General features: G+C 35.7%; 28 protein-coding genes. 4 read left to right on the forward strand and 24 right to left on the reverse strand.

The features are described from left to right. Positions 1–227 precede the first annotated feature (227 nt). Complete coding sequence (locus tag D8M04_RS03075) at positions 228–554, forward strand: four-helix bundle copper-binding protein (RefSeq protein ID WP_121521299.1); 327 nt, start codon at positions 228–230, stop codon at positions 552–554. 256 nt (positions 555–810) lie between these two features. Here D8M04_RS03075 and D8M04_RS03080 read toward each other — a convergent pair whose 3' ends face one another. Then, positions 811–987, reverse strand: a complete 177-nt coding sequence (locus tag D8M04_RS03080; RefSeq protein ID WP_121521301.1) for a helix-turn-helix domain-containing protein — start codon at positions 985–987, stop codon at positions 811–813. 166 nt (positions 988–1153) lie between these two features. Continuing rightward, entirely contained in the window at positions 1154–1498 is a 345-nt protein-coding gene (locus tag D8M04_RS03085) for a hypothetical protein (RefSeq protein ID WP_147436750.1), read from the reverse strand. 49 nt (positions 1499–1547) lie between these two features. On the opposite strand from D8M04_RS03085, the gene D8M04_RS20320 reads away from it, so the two are divergent. Beyond that, positions 1548–1742, forward strand: a complete 195-nt coding sequence (locus D8M04_RS20320) for an NADPH-dependent FMN reductase (protein WP_246001096.1) — start codon at positions 1548–1550, stop codon at positions 1740–1742. Between the two features lie 256 nt (positions 1743–1998). Here the strand turns inward: D8M04_RS20320 and D8M04_RS03095 are convergent, their stop codons facing one another. From D8M04_RS03095 to D8M04_RS03125, 7 genes are all read right to left on the reverse strand, one after another. After that, positions 1999–2175, reverse strand: coding sequence for a hypothetical protein (locus tag D8M04_RS03095; protein ID WP_222928572.1), 177 nt, complete (start codon positions 2173–2175; stop codon positions 1999–2001). 4 nt (positions 2176–2179) lie between these two features. Continuing rightward, positions 2180–2932, reverse strand: coding sequence for a type II toxin-antitoxin system SpoIISA family toxin (locus tag D8M04_RS03100; RefSeq protein WP_121521307.1), 753 nt, complete (start codon positions 2930–2932; stop codon positions 2180–2182). 192 nt (positions 2933–3124) lie between these two features. Beyond that, positions 3125–3637: an RDD family protein gene (locus D8M04_RS03105; RefSeq protein ID WP_121521309.1), complete on the reverse strand. Its 513-nt coding sequence runs from the start codon at positions 3635–3637 to the stop codon at positions 3125–3127. Positions 3638–3708: 71 nt separating this feature from the next. Next, positions 3709–4599, reverse strand: coding sequence for a TIGR01777 family oxidoreductase (locus D8M04_RS03110; RefSeq protein ID WP_121521311.1), 891 nt, complete (start codon positions 4597–4599; stop codon positions 3709–3711). Between the two features lie 263 nt (positions 4600–4862). Next, positions 4863–5051: a hypothetical protein gene (locus D8M04_RS03115; protein WP_121521313.1), complete on the reverse strand. Its 189-nt coding sequence runs from the start codon at positions 5049–5051 to the stop codon at positions 4863–4865. 203 nt (positions 5052–5254) lie between these two features. Continuing rightward, the gene (locus D8M04_RS03120; RefSeq protein WP_121521315.1) at positions 5255–6586 is read right to left on the reverse strand and encodes an FAD-dependent oxidoreductase; all 1332 of its coding nucleotides are present in this window, start codon (positions 6584–6586) and stop codon (positions 5255–5257) included. 341 nt (positions 6587–6927) lie between these two features. Continuing rightward, on the reverse strand, positions 6928–7749 hold the full coding sequence (locus tag D8M04_RS03125) for a Cof-type HAD-IIB family hydrolase (RefSeq protein WP_121521317.1): 822 nt from the start codon (positions 7747–7749) through the stop codon (positions 6928–6930). A 232-nt stretch (positions 7750–7981) separates the two neighbouring features. On the opposite strand from D8M04_RS03125, the gene D8M04_RS03130 reads away from it, so the two are divergent. Beyond that, a complete protein-coding gene (locus D8M04_RS03130) occupies positions 7982–8761 on the forward strand; it encodes a class I SAM-dependent methyltransferase (protein ID WP_121521319.1) in 780 nt (259 codons plus the stop codon). Positions 8762–8822: 61 nt separating this feature from the next. On the opposite strand, the gene D8M04_RS03135 is transcribed toward D8M04_RS03130, so the two are convergent. The 12 genes from D8M04_RS03135 to D8M04_RS03190 form a co-directional block, all read right to left on the reverse strand. Continuing rightward, positions 8823–9860 carry a serine hydrolase domain-containing protein gene (locus D8M04_RS03135; RefSeq protein ID WP_121521321.1) on the reverse strand — a complete coding sequence of 346 codons (1038 nt, stop codon included), beginning with the start codon at positions 9858–9860 and terminating at the stop codon, positions 8823–8825. A gap of 168 nt (positions 9861–10028) precedes the next feature. Beyond that, positions 10029–10568 (reverse strand): GNAT family N-acetyltransferase, encoded by a 540-nt coding sequence (locus tag D8M04_RS03140; protein WP_121521323.1) that lies wholly within the window; start codon positions 10566–10568, stop codon positions 10029–10031. A gap of 103 nt (positions 10569–10671) precedes the next feature. Further along, positions 10672–11154 (reverse strand): GNAT family N-acetyltransferase, encoded by a 483-nt coding sequence (locus D8M04_RS03145; protein ID WP_121521325.1) that lies wholly within the window; start codon positions 11152–11154, stop codon positions 10672–10674. Positions 11155–11421: 267 nt separating this feature from the next. Beyond that, positions 11422–12612, reverse strand: a complete 1191-nt coding sequence (locus D8M04_RS03150) for a DUF4317 domain-containing protein (RefSeq protein ID WP_121521327.1) — start codon at positions 12610–12612, stop codon at positions 11422–11424. A 334-nt stretch (positions 12613–12946) separates the two neighbouring features. After that, positions 12947–14176, reverse strand: a complete 1230-nt coding sequence (locus D8M04_RS03155) for an erythromycin esterase family protein (protein ID WP_121521329.1) — start codon at positions 14174–14176, stop codon at positions 12947–12949. A 180-nt stretch (positions 14177–14356) separates the two neighbouring features. Beyond that, entirely contained in the window at positions 14357–14557 is a 201-nt protein-coding gene (locus tag D8M04_RS03160) for a DUF2188 domain-containing protein (RefSeq protein ID WP_121521331.1), read from the reverse strand. Positions 14558–14629: 72 nt separating this feature from the next. Continuing rightward, entirely contained in the window at positions 14630–15166 is a 537-nt protein-coding gene (locus tag D8M04_RS03165; RefSeq protein WP_121521333.1) for a hypothetical protein, read from the reverse strand. A 102-nt stretch (positions 15167–15268) separates the two neighbouring features. Continuing rightward, entirely contained in the window at positions 15269–16246 is a 978-nt protein-coding gene (locus D8M04_RS03170; RefSeq protein ID WP_121521335.1) for an HD domain-containing protein, read from the reverse strand. A 235-nt stretch (positions 16247–16481) separates the two neighbouring features. Continuing rightward, the gene (helD, locus tag D8M04_RS03175) at positions 16482–18818 is read right to left on the reverse strand and encodes an RNA polymerase recycling motor HelD (protein WP_121521337.1); all 2337 of its coding nucleotides are present in this window, start codon (positions 18816–18818) and stop codon (positions 16482–16484) included. 230 nt (positions 18819–19048) lie between these two features. Then, entirely contained in the window at positions 19049–19585 is a 537-nt protein-coding gene (locus tag D8M04_RS03180; protein ID WP_121521339.1) for a GrpB family protein, read from the reverse strand. 40 nt (positions 19586–19625) lie between these two features. After that, the gene (locus tag D8M04_RS03185) at positions 19626–19841 is read right to left on the reverse strand and encodes a hypothetical protein (protein ID WP_121521341.1); all 216 of its coding nucleotides are present in this window, start codon (positions 19839–19841) and stop codon (positions 19626–19628) included. A gap of 18 nt (positions 19842–19859) precedes the next feature. Continuing rightward, the gene (locus D8M04_RS03190) at positions 19860–20381 is read right to left on the reverse strand and encodes a P-loop NTPase family protein (RefSeq protein WP_121521343.1); all 522 of its coding nucleotides are present in this window, start codon (positions 20379–20381) and stop codon (positions 19860–19862) included. Between the two features lie 541 nt (positions 20382–20922). Here D8M04_RS03190 and D8M04_RS03195 point away from each other — a divergent pair. Then, a complete protein-coding gene (locus D8M04_RS03195) occupies positions 20923–21687 on the forward strand; it encodes a TerC family protein (RefSeq protein ID WP_121521345.1) in 765 nt (254 codons plus the stop codon). 306 nt (positions 21688–21993) lie between these two features. Here the strand turns inward: D8M04_RS03195 and D8M04_RS03200 are convergent, their stop codons facing one another. The 3 genes from D8M04_RS03200 to D8M04_RS03210 all read right to left on the reverse strand — a co-directional run bounded on the left by D8M04_RS03200 (position 21994) and on the right by D8M04_RS03210 (position 25593). Beyond that, positions 21994–22752: an ABC transporter ATP-binding protein gene (locus D8M04_RS03200; RefSeq protein WP_121521347.1), complete on the reverse strand. Its 759-nt coding sequence runs from the start codon at positions 22750–22752 to the stop codon at positions 21994–21996. Between the two features lie 4 nt (positions 22753–22756). Continuing rightward, entirely contained in the window at positions 22757–25072 is a 2316-nt protein-coding gene (locus tag D8M04_RS03205) for an ABC transporter permease (RefSeq protein ID WP_121521349.1), read from the reverse strand. Positions 25073–25413: 341 nt separating this feature from the next. Continuing rightward, on the reverse strand, positions 25414–25593 hold the full coding sequence (locus tag D8M04_RS03210) for an aspartyl-phosphate phosphatase Spo0E family protein (protein ID WP_121521351.1): 180 nt from the start codon (positions 25591–25593) through the stop codon (positions 25414–25416). Positions 25594–25730: the final 137 nt, after the last annotated feature.

Here is a 25730-nt window from a genome sequence, read left to right on the forward strand (position 1 = left end):
GAGATATATTAGATCTTACGCTGTTTCTAATGCTTCGATATACGGTTACAAAAAAATTATATAAGTAATAAATATTATCCATCTATTGCAGTAAAGCAATTCATGAATTTCTGACATCGATTACTCATAATACCATTTCTTAGCACGCAATTTCTCGCCTTACTATGTTTTATTTTTACTCTATCGGGAATAGTCTTTATAAAATACAAACTTAAGGAGGTTCTACAATGGCACACGAAAAATATAATGAATTACTACAAGCTTTACATGAATGTATGGCCGCATGTAACCATTGTTATGATGCGTGTTTACAGGAAGAAGATATGCAAATGATGGCTAATTGCATTCGATTAGACCGGGAGTGTGCTGATATTTGCGGTTATTTAGAACAAGCAATTGCAAGAAACTCTGCCTTTGTTGGCCAGCTTGCAAAGGTTTGTGCAGAAATTTGTGAGGCATGTGGACAGGAATGTCAAAAACATACACATGAACATTGCCAACGATGTGCTCAAGCTTGCTTAAATTGTTCCGAAGCATGTAAACGAGTAGCATAATGATTATAAATCCTGCTCAGAGAAATATCTGAACAGGATTTTAATTTTAGTTAATGCAATACCATATCTATACTGCGATTCAATCCAACCAGATTCTCTAAATGTGTAATTATTTGTGCAGTCTTCTCTGTGAAGGCAAGGTACGTAATGAGTCAGGATTATGTCGAGAATCATAAGTTTCTTTGTAATTTCTTAGTTACTGAGGATGATCTCTTTACCTTTAATCTCCTGCATCACTTCGATACTCCAATATATCTCAAGGTTGACAATTCAATGCCTTACATATTGCGTCTAATGAAGAAATACGGATGGCTTTAGCATTGCCATTTTTTAAAATGTGGAGGTTTGACATAGTGATTACAACCTTCTCTGATAGCTCTGTTAAACTGATTTTCTCTTCCTCTCCTCTACAAAAACTATCTGTCTGTATCAAATAATAAAAGCGACACTTATGCAGTATCGCCTTTTACAAGAACTAAATCTATCCTTTTTTCCTTTATTTTAGTAATAATACGTTACAGTATTTCATTGCGGTCTAACATGTAAGGAATTGCTGATTGTATAAATAACTCAGGCGATACTTCCTTGGCGCTCCTTCTTCATTCGATAGAAGCTCCGTATATTCCCCAACTGAGTACTGCAGCTATAATTGGTAACCCTTCTTCCTCTTCCCCCTTTTCTCTTACTAGCATATCATATGATTTTCTTAACCTGTTCACGAATAATACGTGCAATTGTATCTTCGTAACCGCAATGGCAGCGGTTGGATAAGGACCTTGAAATTCGGTTACTGCAATAAACAGCTTTATAATTGAATCTTTGTTTAGCATACTATTTTCGTAAAGCTTTCCATTCAAATTAATTAATAATACCTCCAGAAGAACTTTCTCTAATAGATCATAGATATCTTCAAAGTGGTAATAAAAGGTCGCTCGATTGATCATAGCTTCAGTGGTAATATGAAAGATCAATGAACTTGATGGATTTGTCTTTGTGGTTGCAGATTACAATAAAGGTATTACATCTGGATTAAAAGATGCTATCGATTACCTTTATCCTGAATGGAGCAACAAGGCTGCCGGAATTGTAAGTTATGGTTCTACTTTAGGTATTACTGCAGAGCAGCACCTTCGACTAGTTCTTACTGTGCCAAAAGTTGCGACTGTCGGTACACAGCCTGGTATTTAGTCTTTTCACTGATTTTATAGACATGCGTGAGTTTAATTCCGCTGAATTCCATATAAACACTGTCAATACTATGCTAGATGAAGTGGTGTCCTGGTCTACTGCATTGAAGACGATAAGATAGTAATAGAGAAGCATAAGAAACCTTGTTTTCTCATGCCTCTCTATTATGTTTTTTTTACATTGTTTTTATTGTATCTATTATTCTTATGTTTTCTACATCGGCTTACTTCATTCGCTCTCTACGAAAGTTCTTTGCTTATTTATTTCTGCGGGTCCATTCTCTTAAAGAACTGAGTGGCCCTTTTTTCATTTTTCTTAACCGTTTTAGTAGTTGTTCATTTTTTTTCACAAGCTTCATATGAGCATTGGACATTCCAGGATCAGCTAACGGTAAATTTAATCTCTTTTTTCCTGTTTTTTTATTATTACCCATCATTTTATTCACCGTCCTTGTCGTCAATCTGAATATCTACTGCTAATGTATATACCATTAATAACATATTGATGATGTTAACATCTACATCGTAAATTCCAACCTCTTCACTATTTGTTGATACTTTTGCAACATAATCTTCATCCATAACCCATAATGGCATTAACATTAAGTTGTCTTTTGAAGAATAATAAGCCTTATTGATACTTAATACTCTTTCTACCTTGCCCTTTGGCGTGTTTTCCAGAACAATCTCTTTCTCTTTTTCTGTTCTATAAGGCAGGATATCAATATTCAACAATTCGAGCATGGCATACTCATTAAAGAAATTTTCTAAACCTTGAACGTACTCTTCTTTACTTCTAGTATATTTAGGGTATTCATAAGAGTTCACAACCTTTTCCATATTGTTTACTTTTTGGTTGGTTACATTTAAAAAGCCTTGGGTTTCATCAACTTGTTTTTCTCTTACTTTCAATTCGTGACCGCCTAATTTTACAATGTATAGATTAAGGAATACCAAAGAATCTACAATAAGAAAAACAACCAAAACGATGAGATAGTTCTTCCAATTGGTAAATAAACTAATCGGCTCATTTGTTAAATATATTAAGCAACCGAGAATAAGTATTAAGTACCAAACCTTTCGAATGTTATCCACATTACTTACAATATCCTTCTTAAACCACGATAAAGTGGTGTAAATGATCAAAAGTAAAAAGACAATCCATACACCCGCTAGCATAAAGTTCTCCAAGGATTTTCACCTTCCTGAATGATGTAGATTGCCATTCATTTCTTCAACAAACGCTTCCTGCTATGATTCGGTGAGATAAATAAAATTATATATTATAAAAACAAGAAAAAATTGAGGGATATAATAAAGGTTTACATAATTTTATTATTGTCACTTGCACAATTTATGTCTTAACTAATTAGCGGTGTACCACTATACTTTCACAACATACATTCCTACTAGCTTATCGTACACAGACTGTTTCTTTTTGGAGAAAACGGCTGATAAAATATAGACTAGTATTAGAACGTAAATGACACCACCAATTACAAAATAGATAAGAGGAACTTCTCCATCCCCGATATAGATAAGCCGATAAACAAGAAAGTGCGAGAGTTCCCAAGGCAAGAACTTAATGATGGTGCGATATGTTAACCTAATTATACTTGGTGATTCTCCATTTTTCTCAATCACTTTGATACCTGTTGTCTTTTTTCCAAAAGATTGTCCAATCCGATTGGAATCACTAATGATAAAATAAAGGGATATAGGAAGTGTAACCATTAGAAATCCTGAAAGCTCGGCTAGAATAGGAGATTGTTTAAATAAATCTTGCAGCGAAGGAAAAAGAAAGATATTAATAATAAGAACAATCATTAAATAAGCAAGGATAAGTAAGTAGTCAATCATGAATGCTTTGAAACGATTAATAAATGATGCGTACATGGGTATCCCTCATTCTCTATGTTCTAATGAATCCAACCATAAAATCTAAGCGATAAATTCGTCTTGAAGGATCAACTTTCTAAAAGAATATCTTTCAGGGTTTTCTCAAGAGTTGCATATTTAAATCTATAACCTTCCTTCTCCAATCGTTCTGGGATAACCCAACGGCTTTTTAATATCAGTTCGGTTTCTGTCCGGATGAGAGCGGCACCCATTTCTAACATCCATTTAGGCAAAGGTAAGCCAAATGAGCGATTCATATTCAATCGTAGCAATCTCATTAATTCCTCATTCGCTAAAGGCTCTGGCGCAGAACAATTAAACACGCCTTTTAAGTTATCCCTATCTTTAAGGAATTGTATAATTTGAAATAAGTCTTCTACATGAATCCAGCTAAACTTTTGTTTCCCTGAGCCTTGAATTCCACCAAGTCCAAACTTTACCAAATTCCGGTAAGGTCCCAACACTCCTCCGTTTTTCCCTAAAACAATTGCAATACGAAGCGTGATTTGCCTCGTTTTTGGTAAATCAAACCCGAAAAACACTTCCTCCCATTTCTTTGCTACATCTACAGAAAATCCTGTGCCAATGTCTCCCGTTTCTTCTGTCATTGGACGATCTTCCGCGTGCCGATAAATGGTGGCCGTACTCGAATTAATCCACAAACATGGCGGATTATCACATCCCTGGATAGCGCTGCCTAGTATATTAGTAGTAATAAGTCTTGATTCCATAATCTCTTTTTTATTGCTATCGGTATAACGGCAATTGACAGATCTGCCTGCGAGATTGATTACTATTTCAGCATTTTCTATTGCTTTTTTTATTCCAGGAGTATCATTCCATGATATGTATGAAGATTGTCTAGAAATAATGATTACTTCGTATCCTTGTTCGATAAATCTTTTTTTAAAATATTCTCCAATAAAGCCCGTGCCCCCCGCTAAAACAACTTTATTCATCGATATCCTCCAATCCATTATCTAATTAGCTTACAGGAATTCTGTTCCGAATTATTAATTCTATTTATAAGTGTGCTTAACGCTTGGCAACTAACTAATTTTCTAACTAATAAATCCTAATAATTTAATTTTATCCTACCATAATTTTTCTTTGCATAGCTAACAGTATCATAATTTTCAAAAATCATTTTTAAAATTTAAAGGACTACCGGCGTAAAACTCGGTAGTCCCTCTGTATTTTGAATAATGTACAGTCTAACTCATTAGAATACACTATATTCATTGTTGGAAACTATCTCTAAACTTTGCATGGTTGGTCGGTCCTCAACTATGAATGTAATTCCTTCTGCTTGGCTTTGACCAACAGTTGTAGCCATATAAATAATTATTAAGATGGTGGCAATTATAATGGTGGATATAAGGATTTTTGTTCTCCATCTCATTTTTCTCATGAATGCATTCAGCTCCTATACAAGTTGTTTTCATTTATGATGTCTACTTTTTATATTCCCGACATTCATGTAATCTAACCATATTGTTTAGCAGATGAACATTGCATTGGATTAATTGTAAAAAGCTCGTAATGTTGTTATTTCTAACATGAACGAGGGTATACTATTTCATTTCAGCTCGGGCACAGAAAGATAAAACGAATCTACTTCACCTTTCTCGCTATTTGCTGTATTGGATCCCAAACACCATTATATGGTGGTGCATAGGAAAGGTCTAAATCAAGCAGCTGGTATATCGTCATTTGATTGTATAGTGCAGTAGCCAATACATCGATTCGTTTATCTACACCTGCTTTACCAATAACTTGACCGCCAAGTAACTGCTTAGACTCTTTATGAAAAAGCAGCTTGATATGCAATCGTTCACCGCCTGGGTAATAGCTTGCATTGTGATCAGCTTCTCTGACTTGAATTTCATAGGAAAGCTTTAATTGCTTGGCCTCTTTTTCCGTGATCCCAGTCCTACCCAACGTTAAGTCAAAAAACTTCACGATGGAAGTTCCAACGATTCCCTTAAAGGCTTTAGGGTTGCCAGCCATATTTGCACCTGCAATTCTCCCCTGCTTGTTGGCGGTTGTACCCAGCGGGATATGGTCATCTAACTGCTTAATAATATGATAATGGGTCGCACAATCTCCTGCTGCATAAACATTAGGAATGGACGTTTCCATATAAGCATTGACCTGGATAGCTCCTTTATTGTTGATATGGATTCCAGTATAATTTAAGAAGTTCGTATTTGGCTTCACACCAATTGCCAGCAGCACCAAATCTGTCTGATATGATCCTTTATCAGTAATGATGGTATCGACATGTGTATCTCCTGAAAAGCCTTCGACAGATTCACCTAGAATAACTTCTACTCCATGTTTCTGTGCTTCTTCATGAATCAAAGCCGCCATATCAGGATCAAAAATAGGGGCGAGCTGTTCACCGCGCTGAATCAGCCTGACATTTTTTCCAAGCATACGAAAGCTTTCTGCCATCTCCAGACCTATGTAACCTCCCCCAACTATGCTAACCTGATGGATGTCCTCCGTTAAATCCGATATGATTTGCTCCGCATCTTGTAAGGTTTTTAGACTATGAATTCCTTTTAAATCCATGCCTTCCCAATTCGGAATAATTGCATCTGCTCCAGTAGCGATTAAAAGACGATCATACTTAATATGAAAAGTTTTATTTGTGTCTGTATGTACTCCTATTACGAGTTGTTTATCTATATCAATTTTTGTTACCTCTGTATATATGTGTGCATGGATATTGTATTTATCTCTGAAAGTATCTACACTGCGTACAATCACGTCATCTATATGAGGTACAATACCACCAATTACATATGGAAGCCCGCATTGACCATAAGAATAATCTTCACCACGTTCTAGTACGATTACATTCGCAGACGAATCTGTTCGTATAATTTCCATTGCGGCACTCATTCCTGCTGCAACTCCACCAATAATAACATAATCCATATCTCTCACTCCTTCCTGAATACTATTCCCGTATTCTAAATATCTCTAACCTAGGAACTAGTGAAAGCTACAGTAGCATTACTTAAACTTTTATAACGCTGAATAGTTTGCCCAAAAATTTTAACAATTCCCTTTTTTTAAAGAAATAATCAAACTTAAACATTTAGCTTTTTGGCAACTGAACTTGTAGTAAACTAAGAGCTGACTCCGTTTATTAATTGCAGTCTATGAGCAACATCTCTAATTTATCTCTTTAAAGTAGAAGCTGTCTCTATTTCTTCTTATAAAAAAAATCGTCCACATATAATTATGCAGACGATTTTATACTCATAAATATTCGATTATATAGATGCTACCTTATCTAACACAAACTTCTCAACAACTTTCGCTACTCCCTCATTCATATTAGTATCAGTTATATAATCAGCTTTACCCTTAATATCCTCGTTGGCATTCCCCATTGCAACACCTAGACCAGCAAATTCAATCATAGTTAAATCATTATAGCTGTCACCGATAGCTATCACTTCTTCACGCTCGATGCCTAGGGATTGAATAAGCTGGTTCAAGCTTTCCCCTTTTGTAATTCCCTTTTCTGTAAACTCTAAGAAATATGGCTTAGATGTAAGAATCGTGTACTTATCACTTAATTCAGGTAAAAGCTTTGCTTCTAAAGCTCTTATTCGCTCTGGTTCCTCGACCATTAATACTTTTACGACAGGAACGGATACTGCTTCCTTATAGTCTTCCACTAGTTTAATTGGTAATCCAGTCAATGTTGACTCAATATCCGTGTATGGATTGGATTGATCCGTAATAATTTCATCACCTATATACGTATGAATATAAACATCTTCACGACGGCTAACGTCATATAAAGTTTGCACATCTTCAATTGAAAGTGTACTGCTGAACATTAAATCGTTTGTTTGGCAGTTAATAATTTGACCGCCATTAAAGGAAAGAATGTAACTTCCATATTCTGCTAAGGAAAGCTCTTTCGCAATGGGCTGCATTCCAAATGTGGGACGTCCAGATGCCAGAACAACTTTCACACCCATCTTCTGCGCGTCCATCAATGCTTTCTTCGTTCGCTCCGAAATACTTCCATCCTCACGTAGTAATGTATCATCTAAATCTAATACAATCATTTTATATGTCATTTCTCTATTCCTTTCTATACTCACTCTCCATATCCTACTATAATTTGAAAGGGATTGAAATAGAAATGATTTTCTAGCATAGGATTCTAGAAAATACTGGGAAGATACATCCAGACGGCAATTCAATTTGTATAATTTTCTAATGTACTTTATAAAATATTGCTTATATCTATCATTTATACTTATAATAAATTACAAGCTTGAAAAATAGTGAAGAATAGAGAAGATGAATATGATAGTAACAACATCAGGCAGATCGACAGGTCATTTAGTAACACGGGCTAAGAAAATAGCAGATAAATATGACTTGTTCTATAAGGAGAGAAACGGTGTATCCGTTGAGACGATGAAAATAATGTTTCAGGATGATATCGTTGTAGTCGGAAAAGACCGGTTATATATTTCCCCTCAAAACCAGAGTGAACCACTCTTTTTCCATCCAAGCTTAGCAATCATTCGAGCAAAAAGAATACTAAAAGGAGAGCACGATCCCTTTATTACTAGTTCTCAGCTTCGGAAAGGAAAGTCTGTCCTAGATTGTACATTAGGACTTGGCGCAGACAGCATCATTGCAAGCCTGATTGTCGGTACTTGTGGTTCCGTTACCGCTTTAGAGGGAAATCCTCTACTGTTTCTGTTAACAACAGAGGGACTAGCGACGTTTTTAAGCGGAAATAAAGAAATCGACCAAGCCATCAGAAGTGTCGAAACAGTGCATACTGACTATTATTCTTATCTCAAGCAGGCTGATTCAGATTCCTTTGATATAGTTTACTTTGATCCAATGTTTCGCACAACCGTCCATACATCTACTAGCATGCAGCAAATACGTGAACAAGCAATTAAATCGGATCTTACAACAGAAATCTTAAAAGAAGCCAAACGCGTTGCAAAAGAGCGTGTGATTTTAAAAGACCATTGGAAAAGTGAAAGGTTTAGAGAATTAGGTTTCAAACAGCTAAAGAGAAAAAATTCTGTGTTTCATTACGGAATTATTGAATTAGGGGATTGACTGCGGCTTTATTAGAAGTAGTCAATCCCCCCTTCTTTTCCAGTAGAATACCACTATAAATTTAAAAGCTTAGAGACTGATATATTTCTCCGATGATTCCTTTCAATTGATGTACACCTAGATCTGTATTTGTCATAATAACTAACCCACTCTCTAAATAAGGGTAAGCCACCAGCATACACTGAAAGCCTATTCCCCAGCCCAGTGAAGAAATCTCCATTTTTTCATCAGAACTATCCAGAAACACCCCTAGTCCAGACCATTCCTTATCGCCTTGTGGGGATATTATGTCTTTTGCCCTGTTTACAGATATTCCTATTTTACTTTCCCCTTTTAAGGCATTCATTAATTCAATAACTAACTTGGATAGATCTGAAGCGGTTGTCCATAGTCCAGAGGCTGCTGGGTAAGGGTATATCGGATATTTTCCTTCTACTAAATTACCATCTTTGTTATGGCCGCAAGAAAAGTATACTCGCTCCGATTCTGTAATCGCCGTTGTGTACGTGCTATTTTCCATTTCTAATGGTACGAATATAAGTTCCCTCACCACTTGGTTAAACGGCTTTTCTGTAACATCTTCTATCAGTTGCTGTATGATACAGAAACCCGCATCTGAATAATAAAAATCACTCTCAGGTTCATATTTCACTTCAATAGGAGTTTGACAGTAAGGGGTTTTTCCTTCCAGAAGGTCAATTATTGAAGGATATCCTATAACCGGATTAAGGTCAGTAAAACTATCTTTAGGGTCTATAATTCCTGATTGATGACTGAGCAGGTTTCGTAATGTAACTTTTTTATTTTTTGTTAGTTTGTTCTCGGGAACTTTCCATGATTTAAGCCTCTTATTTACATCCTCATCCAAATCAATGAGACCAAGTTCTGCAAATTTCAAAACTAACATTGCTGTTAGAAACTTGCTAATCGAACAAGCACTGAATATAGAATGATTGTTCACTTTGGTATTTTGTCCTGCTTCTAATAATCCATAGTTTAACTTATTGCTTATCTGACTCTTTTCAATCAATGCAACACTTAGACCAACTGCATTATAGTGTTCCATACGTTGTTTAATATTAATATTATTTAGTTTCATAATAGCCCCCATGTTTTTCATTTTGTAGGAAATGAAAGTACGTTCTATTTTTTAATTACCAAACTATCCCATGATTCTTTTCTTACTAGATATATTACCTACTTTACAAAAACCTTTATCCCCCGAGTAGTTCGGGAAGTACATTTGGATAACCTAAGAGAAAGCATATCAGTATATTTCTTTTCCCATTATCATTTGTAAGCTATGATTTGATAAAACAGGAGCGTTTGTTTTAATTAACTCCCATCCTTTTTTTCTATATAAGTTTATTGCTGGGAGATTATTAACATTAGTTGTTAATACCGCAGTTCTATGATCGATCATCTCTAATAAAGTATCGTGTAATCTGCTTGCAATTCCAAGTCGCTTATAGGAAGGGCTTACTGCCAATTCTACAAACTCAAAACTATTATTTAACCAAGTATGAATCTCTATTTCTGATAACTGATTAGCAATTTTTTCTCTATAAAACTGTTTTGGTATACTAGTGTAGCCATAAGAAAAACCTACTATATTTCCCAGAGTATTTATTGCTTTAAGTCCTTTAAACCCTTCATAGTCTGCGTGCTTATTAATATTTATAATGGCCTTTTCTTTATCTTCAAGCGAAAAGTTCTTGTTTAAAAATGCGATACAATATAGCTCTCCAATCTCTTCCAGGTCAGGATCATTACAGTAAAACGGAGTAATTTTTATATTCTCTTTCATCTTACTTCCTCCAGAACTCTACTTGTGCTATAAAATAAAATACCTTTAATCTTCTAATACTTTAGAATCCCAAATTAGTTTTTCATCTATACGAAAAAGAATCTTATAAACTCTTACTTAATATTTCTCCTTGCAGACCGTCTAGTACACAAATCTTTTCAGATATAAAGCCCTGGTTAATTAATATTTTTCGGGAAGCTTTATTCTCTGGGTCAATTATGGCTTTAAGTATCTTAATATCTGAACGGTTTGCTATTTTAAGTAATTCACTGGCTATCTTTTTTCCATACCCCATTCTCCAATATTGCGGTAATATCATATATCCAATTTCAGCTTCATGTTTTTGATCTTTATTTAACGTTAAGTGACCAAGTCCAATAAATTCGGTGTTATAACAATCAGAGACTTTATACGAGCCAAATTCATTATTCTCTCTATTACGTTTTAATACTTTTTGAAACTTGGATTGGGCTTCATCATAAGGAAGGGATCGCTCCGTAATTTGTGCCATAACTTTTTCACTGGATACTAGGCTATAGTAAGAATCAAAATCATGTTCCTGAAACTTCGATAATTTTATTTCCATTCTGTTACTCCTATCTTTGATCTGAAAATTCATTTTCAATTATCAAGTCTTTACACTTAACAAATTGATGCTTTTTAACTCTGAATCATTTACTTACCACATCTACTCCTTATAATTTAGTAATGTTTCTAGTTGAAATAAAGGTTCCAATATTCAGATATAATAAAGTATGTCTTTACGTATTAATGCCATATTTCATTCTAACATAAATGTTTCCGAATCTTAAAAAAACAAGCTCTCATAAAAGAAAGAGCTTGTTGTCTATTTTTATTCTTCATTTTCTGAAGCTTGTTTAAATAGTGCTTCAGGAATCATCTCAAAGCCTTCTATCATGGTGTTCTCTTCTACTTCAATCATTAAACAAAGCTTCCCGTCTACATGTACTTGGCGAACATATCGTAAATCTTGTGGGCTTACGGATATGTCAGCAACTTTGGTTTTTATTTTTATTGATTTAGAGGTATATTTCGGTACAATACTTGTTGCTTTAAGCTCATATTTTTCATCTTCAATCACTTTTTTAAAGGCTGATTCTACCTTCTCTGGCTCGATATCTTGAATGCCACTGCTCTTAAGTACTTGTTCGACATCTCTGTAATCTAATTTCGGTGCTTCTTCCTCTTCATTTTCTTCAACTACACGATGTATCTCCTCGTATACATTGGATAGCATCGAAGTATTGATTTGATCTCCTGCTACGTCCTTCACAATTTCCTCAAAGACAATTTTATCATCTTCAGCAGTCATTGCTTCTTCAGCATCTAATACTTCTTCAATAAAATGATAATCTAATTCATACGCCTTTCCGGCTGAATATAAAACGCGATTAACGTTTGCAGCATTATTCGTGAAGCAAGGGAATAAAAACCCACCGATTGGCTGCTTCAGATTAATGACTGGATCAACGACGAAATGATATTTAAATTCCTTTTCTACATAATCAAACAGCAGCTCTTTCTTTGGATCTTGTGTCTTGTTGATACTGCATAGAATAAGGGAATGAGAATAAACTGTATCACGAATACTTTCTTCAGTCTCTTCATTGCTTGATTTGGTTGGCTTCAAATATTCGGCTCGAATAAAAGTAACTACAATATCCATCTCATATTGTTTATCCTTCAGCATCTTCTCAACGAGCTGCAGCATGTGTGCTTTCCACTCTTCTGTATCATTTGTCAAAATACCCTGATGAAGTATAAGCTGACTACTATTCTCTACGTCACGCTGGAATTTCAGTTCAAATAACTTTTGATCCAACTGACCTGTTAGAACCTTTTTGAAGTTGGCCAAAAATAATTCCTGCTGTTCCTGCTCCAGCATTTCAAATGGGGTGCTTTGGTGATGGTAGATATCGCTCGATTCCTTCATAATGTAAACGTTAAAAATGTCACTGATTTTCAATAAATCATTATTTAATTTAAATTGTTTTTTTATATCTGCTATATCTTTTTTATTCAAATTTTATTCGCTCCTAATATGGTAATCGATTCTTTAGCAATAATAATTCATTTATCATTGGAACTTTGTGATAATTTAAATCATTGAGGCTGAACGTTTCATCGATTTCGTAAATACTCTTTGCCAGTCACCAAGCCTCATGTAGTGATATAAAGGATTACTAGTTTACTAGATGGGATAGCTCATTCCTCCATTTTAACACATCATACGTGATAAAATAATACATAAGTAACTTGGCTGAGCTTCCATTCTTTAGACACTGTTATGGTTTTCCTTACCTTTATCTCTTTATGGGCAAAAAAATACCAGCCTTATGCGACTGGCAATTGACTCATTATATATATTTGGCTGGCGAAACTTCTTTTACAAGGATAGCGCCATCCATTTGATCTGCTGGAATAATTAAGGTTTGCATTGTACCATGATCCATGTAAACTGTTTTTCGAAATAGCCAACTATTTTCATCTACTTGCTCTGCTAGAGAAAAGTCGAGAAACGAGACTTCACAATCTACGGGGTTCATAAAATCTTCTAAGCTTTTTTTAGGAGGCTTTGAAACTTTCAGTATATTTCCTTTGTTATATGCCGCTTCTCCCTGGTACATATAAAGACCAAGATAATAAGAGACTTCTTGCAGTTCTTCGCTGATTAAAGTTCCCATTGGTTTATAACTTCGATCTACATTTTTATAAATATGGTTGTTATGGGCCCAAATAATGATTTTTTCATCTGGATAGATTTCCTGGCATAACCATGCTAAATTGTCTGCCATTATTTGATCCCGATATTTCAAGTAATCCCGATTCTTATTTGTAAGATGAATAAGAAAAAGTCGTTTGTTCTCCAGTATCTTGAGTAAAACCTTAAATTGAAGCTGTAAACCATGTGTATGGAACTCTTGTTTTAAGTGAATTAATGTTTGGTTAAGAGCAGCAATTTGCTCTGTTAATTCTGTAAATGCACGTTCGAATGCTTGTAAACTCTCCTTTGGGACGCGCTTCCTGCGGGCTTTATACATACCAAGACGATGATACCAATCAACCGAAGCCTTATGTACATGCTGAAAACTCTCTTTAAAATCTTTGTTAAGTCTAATTGGAATAGCATCTAAGAATTCCATTAATAAGCCTTGTTTTGCAGAGGGCTGGAAGTCGAAACCAATCATTTTCATATCGTTTGTCGCTTTCATAAATTGGAATAAAGGATAGGTTTCATGTGTTTTCCATAAAGAAAAGACGGATTTATCTATAAAATCTTCCATAGTAAGTTTATCTTTGAGGAAATTCGCAGTATAACATTCTGTTAGGCCACTTTCAAAAGCGATAACTCGAAAGCCCATTTTATGATATAAGAATTCAATCAGTTTTGATTTTAATAAGTTATGTTCAGCAACACCATGTCCATTTTCCCCAAGCCATACAATTCGCTTATTTTCTAATACATTTTCCAAAAAAACAAAATCCTCTATACTAGATTCAGATAACGAATCTAAATAGTATGAGTGCTTCTTTACCCACTCTAAAGATTTATTGTATTTATCCTTTCCTAATGAAAATAACGCCATGCTTACCTCCTATGTAATATGTGAATATCTTCTTCTATTCTTCATACGTAAGGAAGGCACAATAGTTTCAATTAAATGCGTTTACAAGTAGCATTTCTATTATTCAATATCGGATGTAAAGCCAATGTTCTTCAATCATCATTGATAATAATAAGGCACCTCTTAAGAGATGCCTTATTGCTATTTATAATGCTTTTCTTCAATTACATTATGTTGCTTATCAAGAATTAGAACTTTGCTTGGCTCGTTTTCTTTTGCCATCCTTTCAGCCTCTTCAATTGCCTCATCCTTAGAATCGTAAACCTCTTCTGGGGCCACGTCCTCCAGTTTCACCATCCAACTCGTTGCGTCGACATTTGGTGCTACACTATATGTCCTCATCATAAAACCCCTTTTTCTTAATTTATCATTCTATTTCCCTTTTAAATTTTTCAATAAACATAAAATGTGCTGTTATCTCATTTTTCGTGGCCAGATAAAATAAGAAATGGAAATAGCAAAATCAATACCAACAACTAAAGACCATAATTTTAAGGTGTCAAAAAATACAGAAACACGTTCTGTATCATTTACTAATAGAATCAACATATATAAAATACCAGCGCCTATTATGTATGCTATTAAATGCTGAAATGACCCTTTCAAGGAATGTCGAGCATAAGCATATCCATATAATTTCCCTGGCTTCTCTCCTTCTTTCTTTATATAGTATAGAAATCTCTGATCTGCCCAGCGGATCATACTCTTCCCAAACACAAGGGATACACCCAAATACATAGCGGCAATCGAATGGGCCATTGTAGCAGTTCCACCATTCAAAAGGTCAACAGTAACAATAATCAGTAGTAATAAGTCTATAACAGGTGTAAGAGCTAGAAAGAATATTCCTAGCGCCTTTCGATTTAATATATACCTCGATATTAAGCCAAGAATGATGACAACCCAAAAACCTACTTCAGCTGCGATAATACACCAAGCAATAAAATTCATACATCACCTCTTATTTTTATTCAACATTATTCAAATGATTGAACGATTTGTTTCTTCTAAATGTCTCACTAAACTTTGATTTTCATAGATGGTTATTAAACTTTAGTTAGAAATAATCTTCACATACATCCCATTTATCGCTTTCTCATAAGCTTCCCGATTCATCTCATCGACCTTCTCGGAAATCTTAGATGCTTTTACTAGCTTCGTTTTACAAGCAACTGTTGGGTTAATTATTCTAATTTTATTTTTACGGTATATATCGTATTCGTTTCTGTCTTCTTTGACATAGACATGCTGATTTATCGACTTTAACTGTTTTATTATTTCATCATCATTTGTATCTTGTAACTTTAAGATAAGTTCATGGTCCATTTTTAAGAAGTCATCAAAGCCAATATGACCTTTATTCATCGCCAATTTTAATGTCTTGGACAATCTATCATTCCCATAAATATTTAATGGGTCCATGAAGAAATCGATGACCTCTTTGTAATAAGTCTCTACAAACCATTCCGCTAAGTCAATGCTTTGTAGACATATTTTCCCGTCCACTATCATGATGTCACTCAGAAAGCGATGTACCTCTACTAAAGGAATATCTCCATATTCATACCGATCGCGTAAGGTATAATCTACTCTGTCTGCGCATAGTTCAGGTGCATCTTGTTCTAATATTGTCCAAGTTGAATTGTTGAATAGTAATTCTTCAAAGTCATAGCCATATTTCTCAAGAATTGCCGGAATCTCTGATTTTTCAATAACAGAACGGTAAAGACCTTCATGATAATCTTCCTTGCTATTATCGAAAACAAAATCAACTACATGTGAAAAAGCAGTATGGGAAACATCATGCAGCAAACCAGCAATTTGCTCTTCTATAGAACCGCCGAGTTTTCTAATTAGCAGCATCACACCTATGGAATGATCAAACCTGGTGACATTCCATTTCTCGTTGACAAGATAACTCGCACCGCCTTGATGAACCCCCTTTAGCCTTTGAACAGCTTTACAGCCTAACAAATCTTCTAACACCTTCTCAATCTCGAATTCTCCGTATAATTTATCAGATAGAATCATCTGTGCCTCCTAGTCTAGTTTTCTTAATGACTCTGAATATGCTGCTACTGCACCCCGAATAGTCCAATTAGCATGAAATGCTATTTATGTAACTTACAGTTGTGATTATCTATTTTTCAGCTTCTATAGTAGCATAAAAATTCTGAGTATACATTAACATAAAACGAAGACAATCCTTCAAGATTGTCTTCGTTTTACATATAATTTACCAAGAAGGTCCCTTGCCTTATTAACTTTAAGTTTCCAGAAAACCTTCTTCTATTACTTTTCGTAAAAATGGGCTCGGTTTGCCAACACTATACAGTTGCAAATAATGCATCGCCCTTGTGCAGGCAGTGTAAAAAATCCTCCGCAGGCTTTCATCACCATAATTTTGCTCTGACGCATCATATATAATGACAGCATCAAATTCGATACCTTTAGCCAAATAGGATGGTATCACAACTACTCCTTGCTCATATTCGATGGAACTGCTCTTTAAGAGTTTGATGCCATCAATTCTGGAGAGAGACTCAAATGCGCGCAGACTTTCCTCAGCAGATTTGCATATTATCGCGATACTGTTAACCCCTTGACTACGATAATTCTCTACCTTGGAAGTAATACATCCGTGCAGCTCATCATATTCATCTAATTGCTGCAGCATTGGTCGTTCCCCTTCCCGTTCAAACGGGATAATACTTTCTCCATTTGGAACGAGTCTTCGGGTAAATTCTATAATCGGTTTTGTCGATCGATAACTTCGGGCTATATTAATTACTTCTGTTTCATCCGGTCCGTAGAGACTGGTAAGTGTGTTAAAGTCACTTTTTTCACTGGCGTGTGCAAATATAGCTTGATTAAAGTCGCCTAGCACGGTCATTCTGGCAGCCGGGAACAAACGCTTTAAAAATTCAAATTGGAATGGCGAATAATCCTGTGCCTCGTCCACAACGATGTGTTTAATTGAACTGTTCGTCTGAAAGTCCAAAATCATCTCTTTCAAAAGTAAAAATGGAGTAGCGTCTTCATAGAATAATTTATCTTCATCGAGCATTTCCTGTGTTAGAGTACAAATAGCCGCCAAGTCTTTTGTCGTTTCTCCTTCCACCAATTGGTTAATTCGCAAAGAATCAGAAAAAAGCTGCCTGTACACTCCCTTAAAGTCAATGAATCGATATGCTTTGATTCTTTTTCGTAATGGCTTCATCTTTTGGTTAGCAATCAATTTGGCAAGCGCCTTTGGATCGACTTCATAATCAGCAATTGCCTCTCTTTTAAAACCTTGTTTTTTCGCTAAGTAGATCCGGGCCTTATGGTAATCTTCATTGCTAAGCAGTTCGATTTCTTCTTGCACCCATGGCCTTTTCCATTGGAGCTTTTGACTCTCTTTAATTTTATTTATGAGCCAATCCTTTAATTTTTCAAGTCTACTATGAAAACGGAGTGAGGTGTCGTGGTTATAAAACCTTTCTGTTATTTGTCGTGCAGTAACGATTGGTTCGCCTCTGAAAATAATATCTTTAAATAGCATCCCCGATACTTCCAGTGACTGTAGATAGGATTGAACCGCCTCAAAAAACAGAGTAGACCCTTTAAATCGAATACTCGCAAGCCTAGACCTGTATAATTGTGTATTCTCCGCAGTTAAGACATACTCTAATTGTTGATAAGGATTTTCGACTTGAAACTCTTTGATCAGCTTACGGTCCAAGTATTCCTGAAATGTAACCTGTTGCATATTCTCTTCGCCAAGTTCAGGCAGAACATTGGAAACATAACTGTTAAATATCGTATTAGGAGAAAATAATATAATTTGATCAGCACGAAGGTTCTCTCGATATTTATAAAGCAAATAGGCTATACGCTGAAGAGCAGCTGATGTCTTACCGCTGCCAGCTGCTCCATGAACAATGAGCAAGCTTCCGCGATCATGACGGATAATTTGATTTTGCTCTTGTTGAATGGTAGCTACAATATTGTGCATCTGTTTATCAGTCCCTTTACCCAGGACCTGTTGCAAAATCTCGTCTCCTATAGTGAGACTGGTATCGAACATAGATTGAAGAATGCCGTCGCGGATAATATATTGCCACTTTTTCTCCAACAAGCCTTCAATGACACCTTCAGGGATTGTATACTTCGCTGGGCCGGGCTGATATTCATAGTAGACACTAGAAATTGGAGCTCTCCAGTCATAGATAAGGATATTCTCCCCACTTGCATCAAAAAGAGTAGAAACACCAATATAGATTTGTTCTTCAGTTGAAGTACCTTCTTCCAGAAAATCAATGCGGCCAAAGTAAGGGACTCTCTGCATCCGACGTAGTATGGACAACCGCTTGGATGCATGTCTATGAGTGCTTTGGCTTACGGATAGTGCCTGAGCCTCTTGTCTCAGGCCTATGATGGTTTCAAGGTAATCATCAAAGGTATCTGTATTCACTTTGACTTCATCCCAAAAGTGTTTGCGGGTATGAATTACTTCGTTTTTACGCCTGAAAGTTTCTTCTTCCAATTTAGATATTTCTTCCCGAACGGTCTCCATTACGCTCTCGAGGCGCTTTTGCTCCATTTTAAATTGTTTATCCATAGCAAACACTCCTTAAAAAATATAAATAAGGGTTGACTAAAGAATAGATTATGTTGTATACTTAAGATAGGGATAATATAAGTAAATACAACTATTTATAGTCAATCTATATAACTGTATCACAATATTTAATAGTTTTCAATGTAATGGATTGAAAGAGCAGTATTTCATGTTTAAACATGAAATACTGCTCTTTTTATGATTCCATACTATGAAATTTTGCATTCTGATTAACTTTGCGTAATTTCTCCACAATTTAGCCTATACCATTTTACTGCCTTTTGCTCTATTTCTCTTACTAGCTCATTTTTTCCATTTATATATGCTTCTATATCCCAAGGGAACCGGTTTGCTAGCTGTTCCTTTAGAGCACCGTATTTGTTTCGTACCTTTGGGTGCGCTCTTAAATAGTCACGAAATGCAAGATGTCTAGTAATTTCCGGACTTCCTATTTGAAAAATATGTATATGGTGGGATCGGTTGTTTCCGCCTTTTTGGAAGAATCTTCGTCCAGTTATCCCATTCTCTCCCATTGGTTCATAACCTAGAAATTGCAAATCTTTATTATAATAATCCACTCTGCTTATCTCTTTCACAATAATCATAATATCGATAATTGGCTTAGCCTTTAAGCCGTGTACAGAGGTACTCCCTATATGATGAACTTCGACTAATTCCTCTCCAAAAGTGGAACGAAGCTTTTCTGCTTCCGACGCGAATATCCCAGCCCACTCCTCAGTGTAAGACGCTACTTCAACTTTTCTCAAAAAATCAATCCTTTCATATGTATCCGTAGAGAAAAGGTGTCTAGTCTTTTTTCTGACTTCGATGCCTTTTATCAGCTGCACTTAAAATAAATAAGATGGCAATAAAACAAATAGCCCCTTCTATCCATATTTTTAACCAGATTGGAAGTGGAATCATGAGGTCAAATAAAAAAAGAAATAAAGAACCAAATAATATAAGTCCAATACCTAATAATAACGCTATTCTTTCAGGGATTGCATTAATTTTATTAATCAATGATAATCATCCAATCTATTATATAGTTAATCTATCTATGTAGGCTTTAATCTCTTGTTTACTCTTTAAGATGATGATTTCTTTGTTCGGGTCTGTTTCTTTAAGGTTTTGAAATCGTTCTTTCATGGTTATTTTTCGATTATAGTAGGTTGTACAGATAAACTTGATAAAGGCCCAATCCAATTTTTCTTTGCATCCCTCTCCCATATCTGCTCTGGTCTTTCCAATATGGGTAAAGAAGCGTTTTGCTACGCGATATAGACACATAATCAGGGGCAGCTCTAAGTAGATTATAGTATCTGCACGGTCCATTCGAATTGGAAATGTACCAGTATAGTTCCCTTCAATTATCCATTTTTCTCGCTTTACGATAGCTTTCTGTGCCGATACAAATTCTTCTTTAGGAGCTTCCACCCAATTTGGTTTCCAATAGAAAGAGTCTAAATGATATACATTTATTCCAATTGCCTCCCCTAACTTTCTCGCAAAGGTAGATTTCCCTACACCTGCTGATACACCAATAATCATAATACGGTTCAACTTTAACACCCTCTCTTGCCAGAGATCATATTGCTTTCAAGTGAGTAAATCACTCCTAGGGAAAGCACGTATTACATATTCTTATTTTATCATGCCAGAATGTTAAATAATATGAAGATTAAATTTAATGTTATAAATTAAACAGGATTTTATAAAAAATCGATTAAGATAAGAAATTTTCTTTAAAATGTTTATTGACAGATGGATATAACCAAATTATACTATAAATATACATTTGAATAGTTCTCCTAAAGGGGAGTAGCTGATACAGCAGAGTCGTCATTTCGGAGTTGATTTTCTCCCGGTTCTGTTGGCAACATTTTGTTGTAGCAAGACCTTTATCTCGTCTGGTAAAGGTTTTTTATTGTTTTCTAAACCTTTACCGTGTCTGGTAAAGGTTTTTTTAATGCTTTTATCTAGACCGGAACTATCCATTTCATTAACGAAAGAGAGGAGTTTCGAAGGGTAGGTGGAAGGAATTCTTTAAACTTTAGAGGCTTTAGATTCAAAAAAAAATAGAAATATCTGAGGAGGATATTCTTTGGAATTGATTATATTTGAATACGCATGGGTATTGTTGTTATTAGTTGCTCTTGAAGGCTTACTTGCAGCCGATAATGCATTAGTTTTAGCGATTATGGTTAAACACCTTCCTGAAGAGAAAAGAAGAAAGGCCCTCTTTTATGGATTGGCCGGAGCGTTTGTCTTCCGATTTGCATCTTTATTTATTATTTCCTTCCTAGTCGATGTTTGGCAGATTCAAGCGATTGGAGCGTTATATCTTCTATTCATAGCTATAAATCATATTGTAAGGAAGCTCTATTTTAATAAGGAGAAAGAGACTAGCAAAGAAAAGAAGCAATCCGGCTTTTGGGGGACTGTCTTCAAGGTTGAATTGGCAGATATTGCTTTTGCAATAGACTCGATACTCGCAGCGGTTGCACTAGCAATGACTTTACCAAGCACAAATCTTCCACAAATTGGTGGAATGGATGGCGGGAAATTCCTAGTCATTTTAACTGGTGGGTTAATTGGCGTAATTATTATGCGGTTTGCTGCAAACTTGTTCGTTAAGTTGCTACAATCAAGACCTGGGCTTGAAATTGCTGCGTTTGCAATCGTAGGTTGGGTAGGTGTTAAACTTTCTGTTTTAACACTGGGACACAAGGATATTGCTATAATCCCCTATGACTTTGCTCATTCTACAGAATGGAAAATATTCTTTTACACGGTTCTAATTGGAATTGCTGCAGCTGGATGGTTTCTTACAAAAGAAAAGAAAGAAACTGAAAAACAGATCCCTTAGCTTTAAGGGATCTGTTTTTTTACAATGTAAATCGTAATTCATTTTCTTGAATTTATTATTGACCATATACTAAATATGATTCCTCTACTGCAATTATTATAAATGATCTTTCGTTGCCATTCAGCTAGTTACCCATTTACATCTTATCCACCTTCCCCAAAGGCCGTATAACATTAGCTTTTAACTTTGTTGGTGAATTTCTCTAAATTAGCGTTATAAAATATATCATATGCAATATTATATTAACATAATATCTATGATCTCCATGAACAAAAATAGCTTCTAATAAAACAAATTAAGCTCTTACTATATCCCTATCTCCCTCATTTTCACCATGACTTCCTCTACCCTATCATCCATATCCTTGGCTTCAAACTTTGGAAGTCTGCATTCACTTATAATCTCTCCATCTCGCATAAATAAAATCCGTTCCGTTCGCGCTGCCACCTTTGCATCATGTGTAACAAGCATCACTGCTGTACAGTTATTATTAATCTCTGAAAATAAATCCATCATCTCCTGGGAAGATTGCGAGTTTAAAGATCCCGTTGGCTCGTCGCCGAAGATAATTTCTGGATTGTTCATAAGCGCACGGCAAATCCCAGCACGTTGAAGCTGTCCCCCTGAAACTTCCGTAATATCCCGGTCCTCCAGTCCAGTAATCCCAACCCTTTTCATGATAGATTTAGCTTTCTTGACTATTTCTGTTTTATTTTTTTGATTATCTCGGACAGAAGGAAGAATAATATTATCAAGGATATTTAGATTCTTTAACATTGTTGGCTGCTGAAAGACAAATCCCATTGTTTTTCGACGGATATCGGATAGCTCATTTTCTGAAGCTGTCGCTAGATCTTTCCCGTTAATAATAACTCTGCCACTGTTTACAACATCCATTCCACTAAGCGCGAACATAAGCGTTGATTTTCCTGACCCAGAAGGTCCCATTAAGGAAACAAACTCTCCTTTGTTTATCTCAACAGACACACCATTCAGTACATTATGCTCTTCATTAAGCTTCCTAAAAGATTTTACGATATTCTCCCCAATAATTATCTTTTTCATCTGCTTACTCCTTTATATTTTCAGATATGTTTATTTTTCCTGTTCTCCATGTAGTAAAAACCGTTGCGAATAGCGTAGCACCAATCATCATTAATGGGCTGAATAGATAAGAATCAAGTGGGTCCACTGTAAACGAAAAAGTGGATGCCCCAAAGGAGCTGATGACCAAGCCGGCAAGTTTCTCTCCAATCGTATTTGCCAGAAGCGTGCCTATCACAATCCCGATAATCGAAACGAAAACAGAGCGTGTTATATACTGCAGTTGAATATCTGTGTTTGTAAAACCAAATGCCTTCATCACTGCAACCTGGTATTTATCTTTGGCTAAAAGCATATTCATAAACAATGATGTAATTAGGATTGTTATAACAAGCGCTATAGCAATCGAAGCATAAGAGCCCATTTCTACTGCGCTTATAATCGAACCAAGTGTCTGTGTCACAAATTCCTCAATGTCAGAGACCTTTGCAAAAGGGAAAGCATCTGTATATTCATTAACCACTTGTTCAACATGCGAATGGTCTGAGAGAGATACTGGAATAATGGTCCAAATCACAGTTGCTTCATCATCATCTGTGAACACTGCTTTCGCTGTTTTTCCACCGTTCGTAATATCCGAATATATTCCAATCATCGTGAAGGATCGCTCCTCCCCATCCTTCACCAAAGTCAGGATATCACCAACTTGCTTGCCCAGCTCATCGGCATTGATTTTGGAGAGTGCAATTTCATTATCCGCTTCCGGTGCTCTGCCCTCCGTATAAGCAATCGGAAAAATGGAATGATCACCAAGCTCTACCTTCAGATTCTCCTCTGAACCATCATCCATTTTTACTTGAAATGACTTCGTGGTTAGAACGGCATAACTTGATACGTCAGAATCAAGCTTTAACGCATCCACCATCTTTGGAACATCCTTTACATCGATTCCAGTTGTCTGTATTCGGAGGTCATAGTTGCCAATCCCCATATATTGGATAAAGCTTTTTGAGGAAATCGTGTTATACAGATTCTGGGGAACCATAATAATAAAGCTAGCTATCACCAGAACGAGCAACATCGTTATATAAAGTCTCTTTCTTGAAAGAACATCCTTCATTCCCAGAAAAATATTCGTATTCCATAACTTGTTTCTACTTAAAGTTAAGCGTTTTGCTTTTCTATTCCTATCCTGTGAAGTTCCAAATCGTATTGCTTCTGAAGCGGATATTTTCCGAAAGCCTCGAAGTACATTATTCACAAAGATAAGGATAGAGAAAAATATAAGAATGATACCAATGATTCCTAATAAGATTGCGTTAGCTGATTGGTCACTTTGCCCCATGTAGAGCCTAATATTTTCAAGCATCTTCTCTTTTAAGAAAAGTGAAAGGATAAATCCAAGGATACTTCCAACGGTCGCAATCACAGCATATTTAGCAATATATATCTTCTTAATATCAGAAACACGTAGTCCGATGGCCTTCATAACACCAATTTCACGATAATCTTCTTCCATTTTGGCGAGCAGCGTAAAACGAATACACATAAATGATATAGCTACAACAAGCCCGCTCACAAGAAGTATCACCCCTATCATCATCCCGTCTGAAATGCCATTCATCATTTTAAAGAGGGAGTATGTAACTGTTGGACCGTTTGCGTTTAGTCCTTTAGTGGAATAAGCCGTTTCGAATGCACCTATTTTAGAAGGATCCTTTAGCCGAAACTCAATCAAATACTCGATGTATCCAAGGCTTCTTAATTCCTTGTAGTCCCCTTCACTTACCAGAAACCGTTTAGACGCAGATAACGTGGAATTCATTTGTGAATCACGAAGAAATCCCGCAACAATAAACTCCTTCCCAGCAATTACGGCTCTATCCCCAACCTCTGCCAAGTTATCTTGTTTATAACTAATTGGGACATAGAGTTCACCGTCCGCCGCGTTAATGATATTTCCATCAAGGTCGAGCAGATAATCAAACTGCTTGTTTTGTGTGCTAAATCCATTATCCTGCACACTAGCTGCAAGTGTGTTCTCTCCTAAGGTTATCTCTGAACCTTCTAGATTGAGAAATTCAACTACCTGGAATTCCTCTACATTACTATTTTCTTTGGCAAAGGTCTGAAGCCTTTCAGTATCCAATTCACCTGCATGCATTTGCATAAAATGCGGTGTTTTCGCTTTCGTCATCATTGTATCCAATGCACTTGAAAGATTGACAGCAAGTATTGCTGCAAGAGAAACGAGCATTGCTGCAGCTGCAATGAAAATCATTGTTGTCAATGTAACAGCTTTACTTTTTACCATGTCATTACGAATAATTCTGTTATACATAAGCCACCTCCAATATTCAATTATCCTACTTCGGATTCCGATTTAATCATATCGTTAAAAGAAAACAATTTACATGATCCTAAGTAATATTCTTGATAGGCCTTAGGGCTTATTATTAGATAATTCTAACGGAATTAAATTAACGAGATTTGGAGGGATTAAGCTAGAAGTATATTCTAAGGAGAAGCTATTAGTAGACTTTAGCAATTAATTTTCATTTTCTTTATGTTTATAAGAGTAAATAGTTTTAATATAACGTCTAGTTGTTGTAATATATTTCCACACGAAAAAAGACAATCAAATGAATGACTGTCTTTGCCTTCTTTCTATCTTGCTCTATATTATTTACTACCCGAAAGGTCATCTGTAAATTTATTTAAAAGATCATCTAACTCTTGACTGCAATTTACGGTTCTTTTGTCAGCTAAACCATATTTCATACCAAGTTGTATCATTTTTCTTTTTTTCTCTAAAATTGCTGAAGGTAACTTGGATTGACCTGCGGCGTGTACTTGTTCCATCTAATCTCTTCCTCTCGTGATTTGAATAGATATTGTTTTTATTATAACCAAACAAAACAAGTATGCCAACTTCTTCGAGCTATTTCAATAGTTTCGACAAAGAAAGTCAAACTAATACAAATATATTCCGAAAGAAG

The organism is Oceanobacillus piezotolerans, assembly GCF_003665065.1.
Lineage (GTDB): Bacteria > Bacillota > Bacilli > Bacillales > Amphibacillaceae > Oceanobacillus > Oceanobacillus piezotolerans.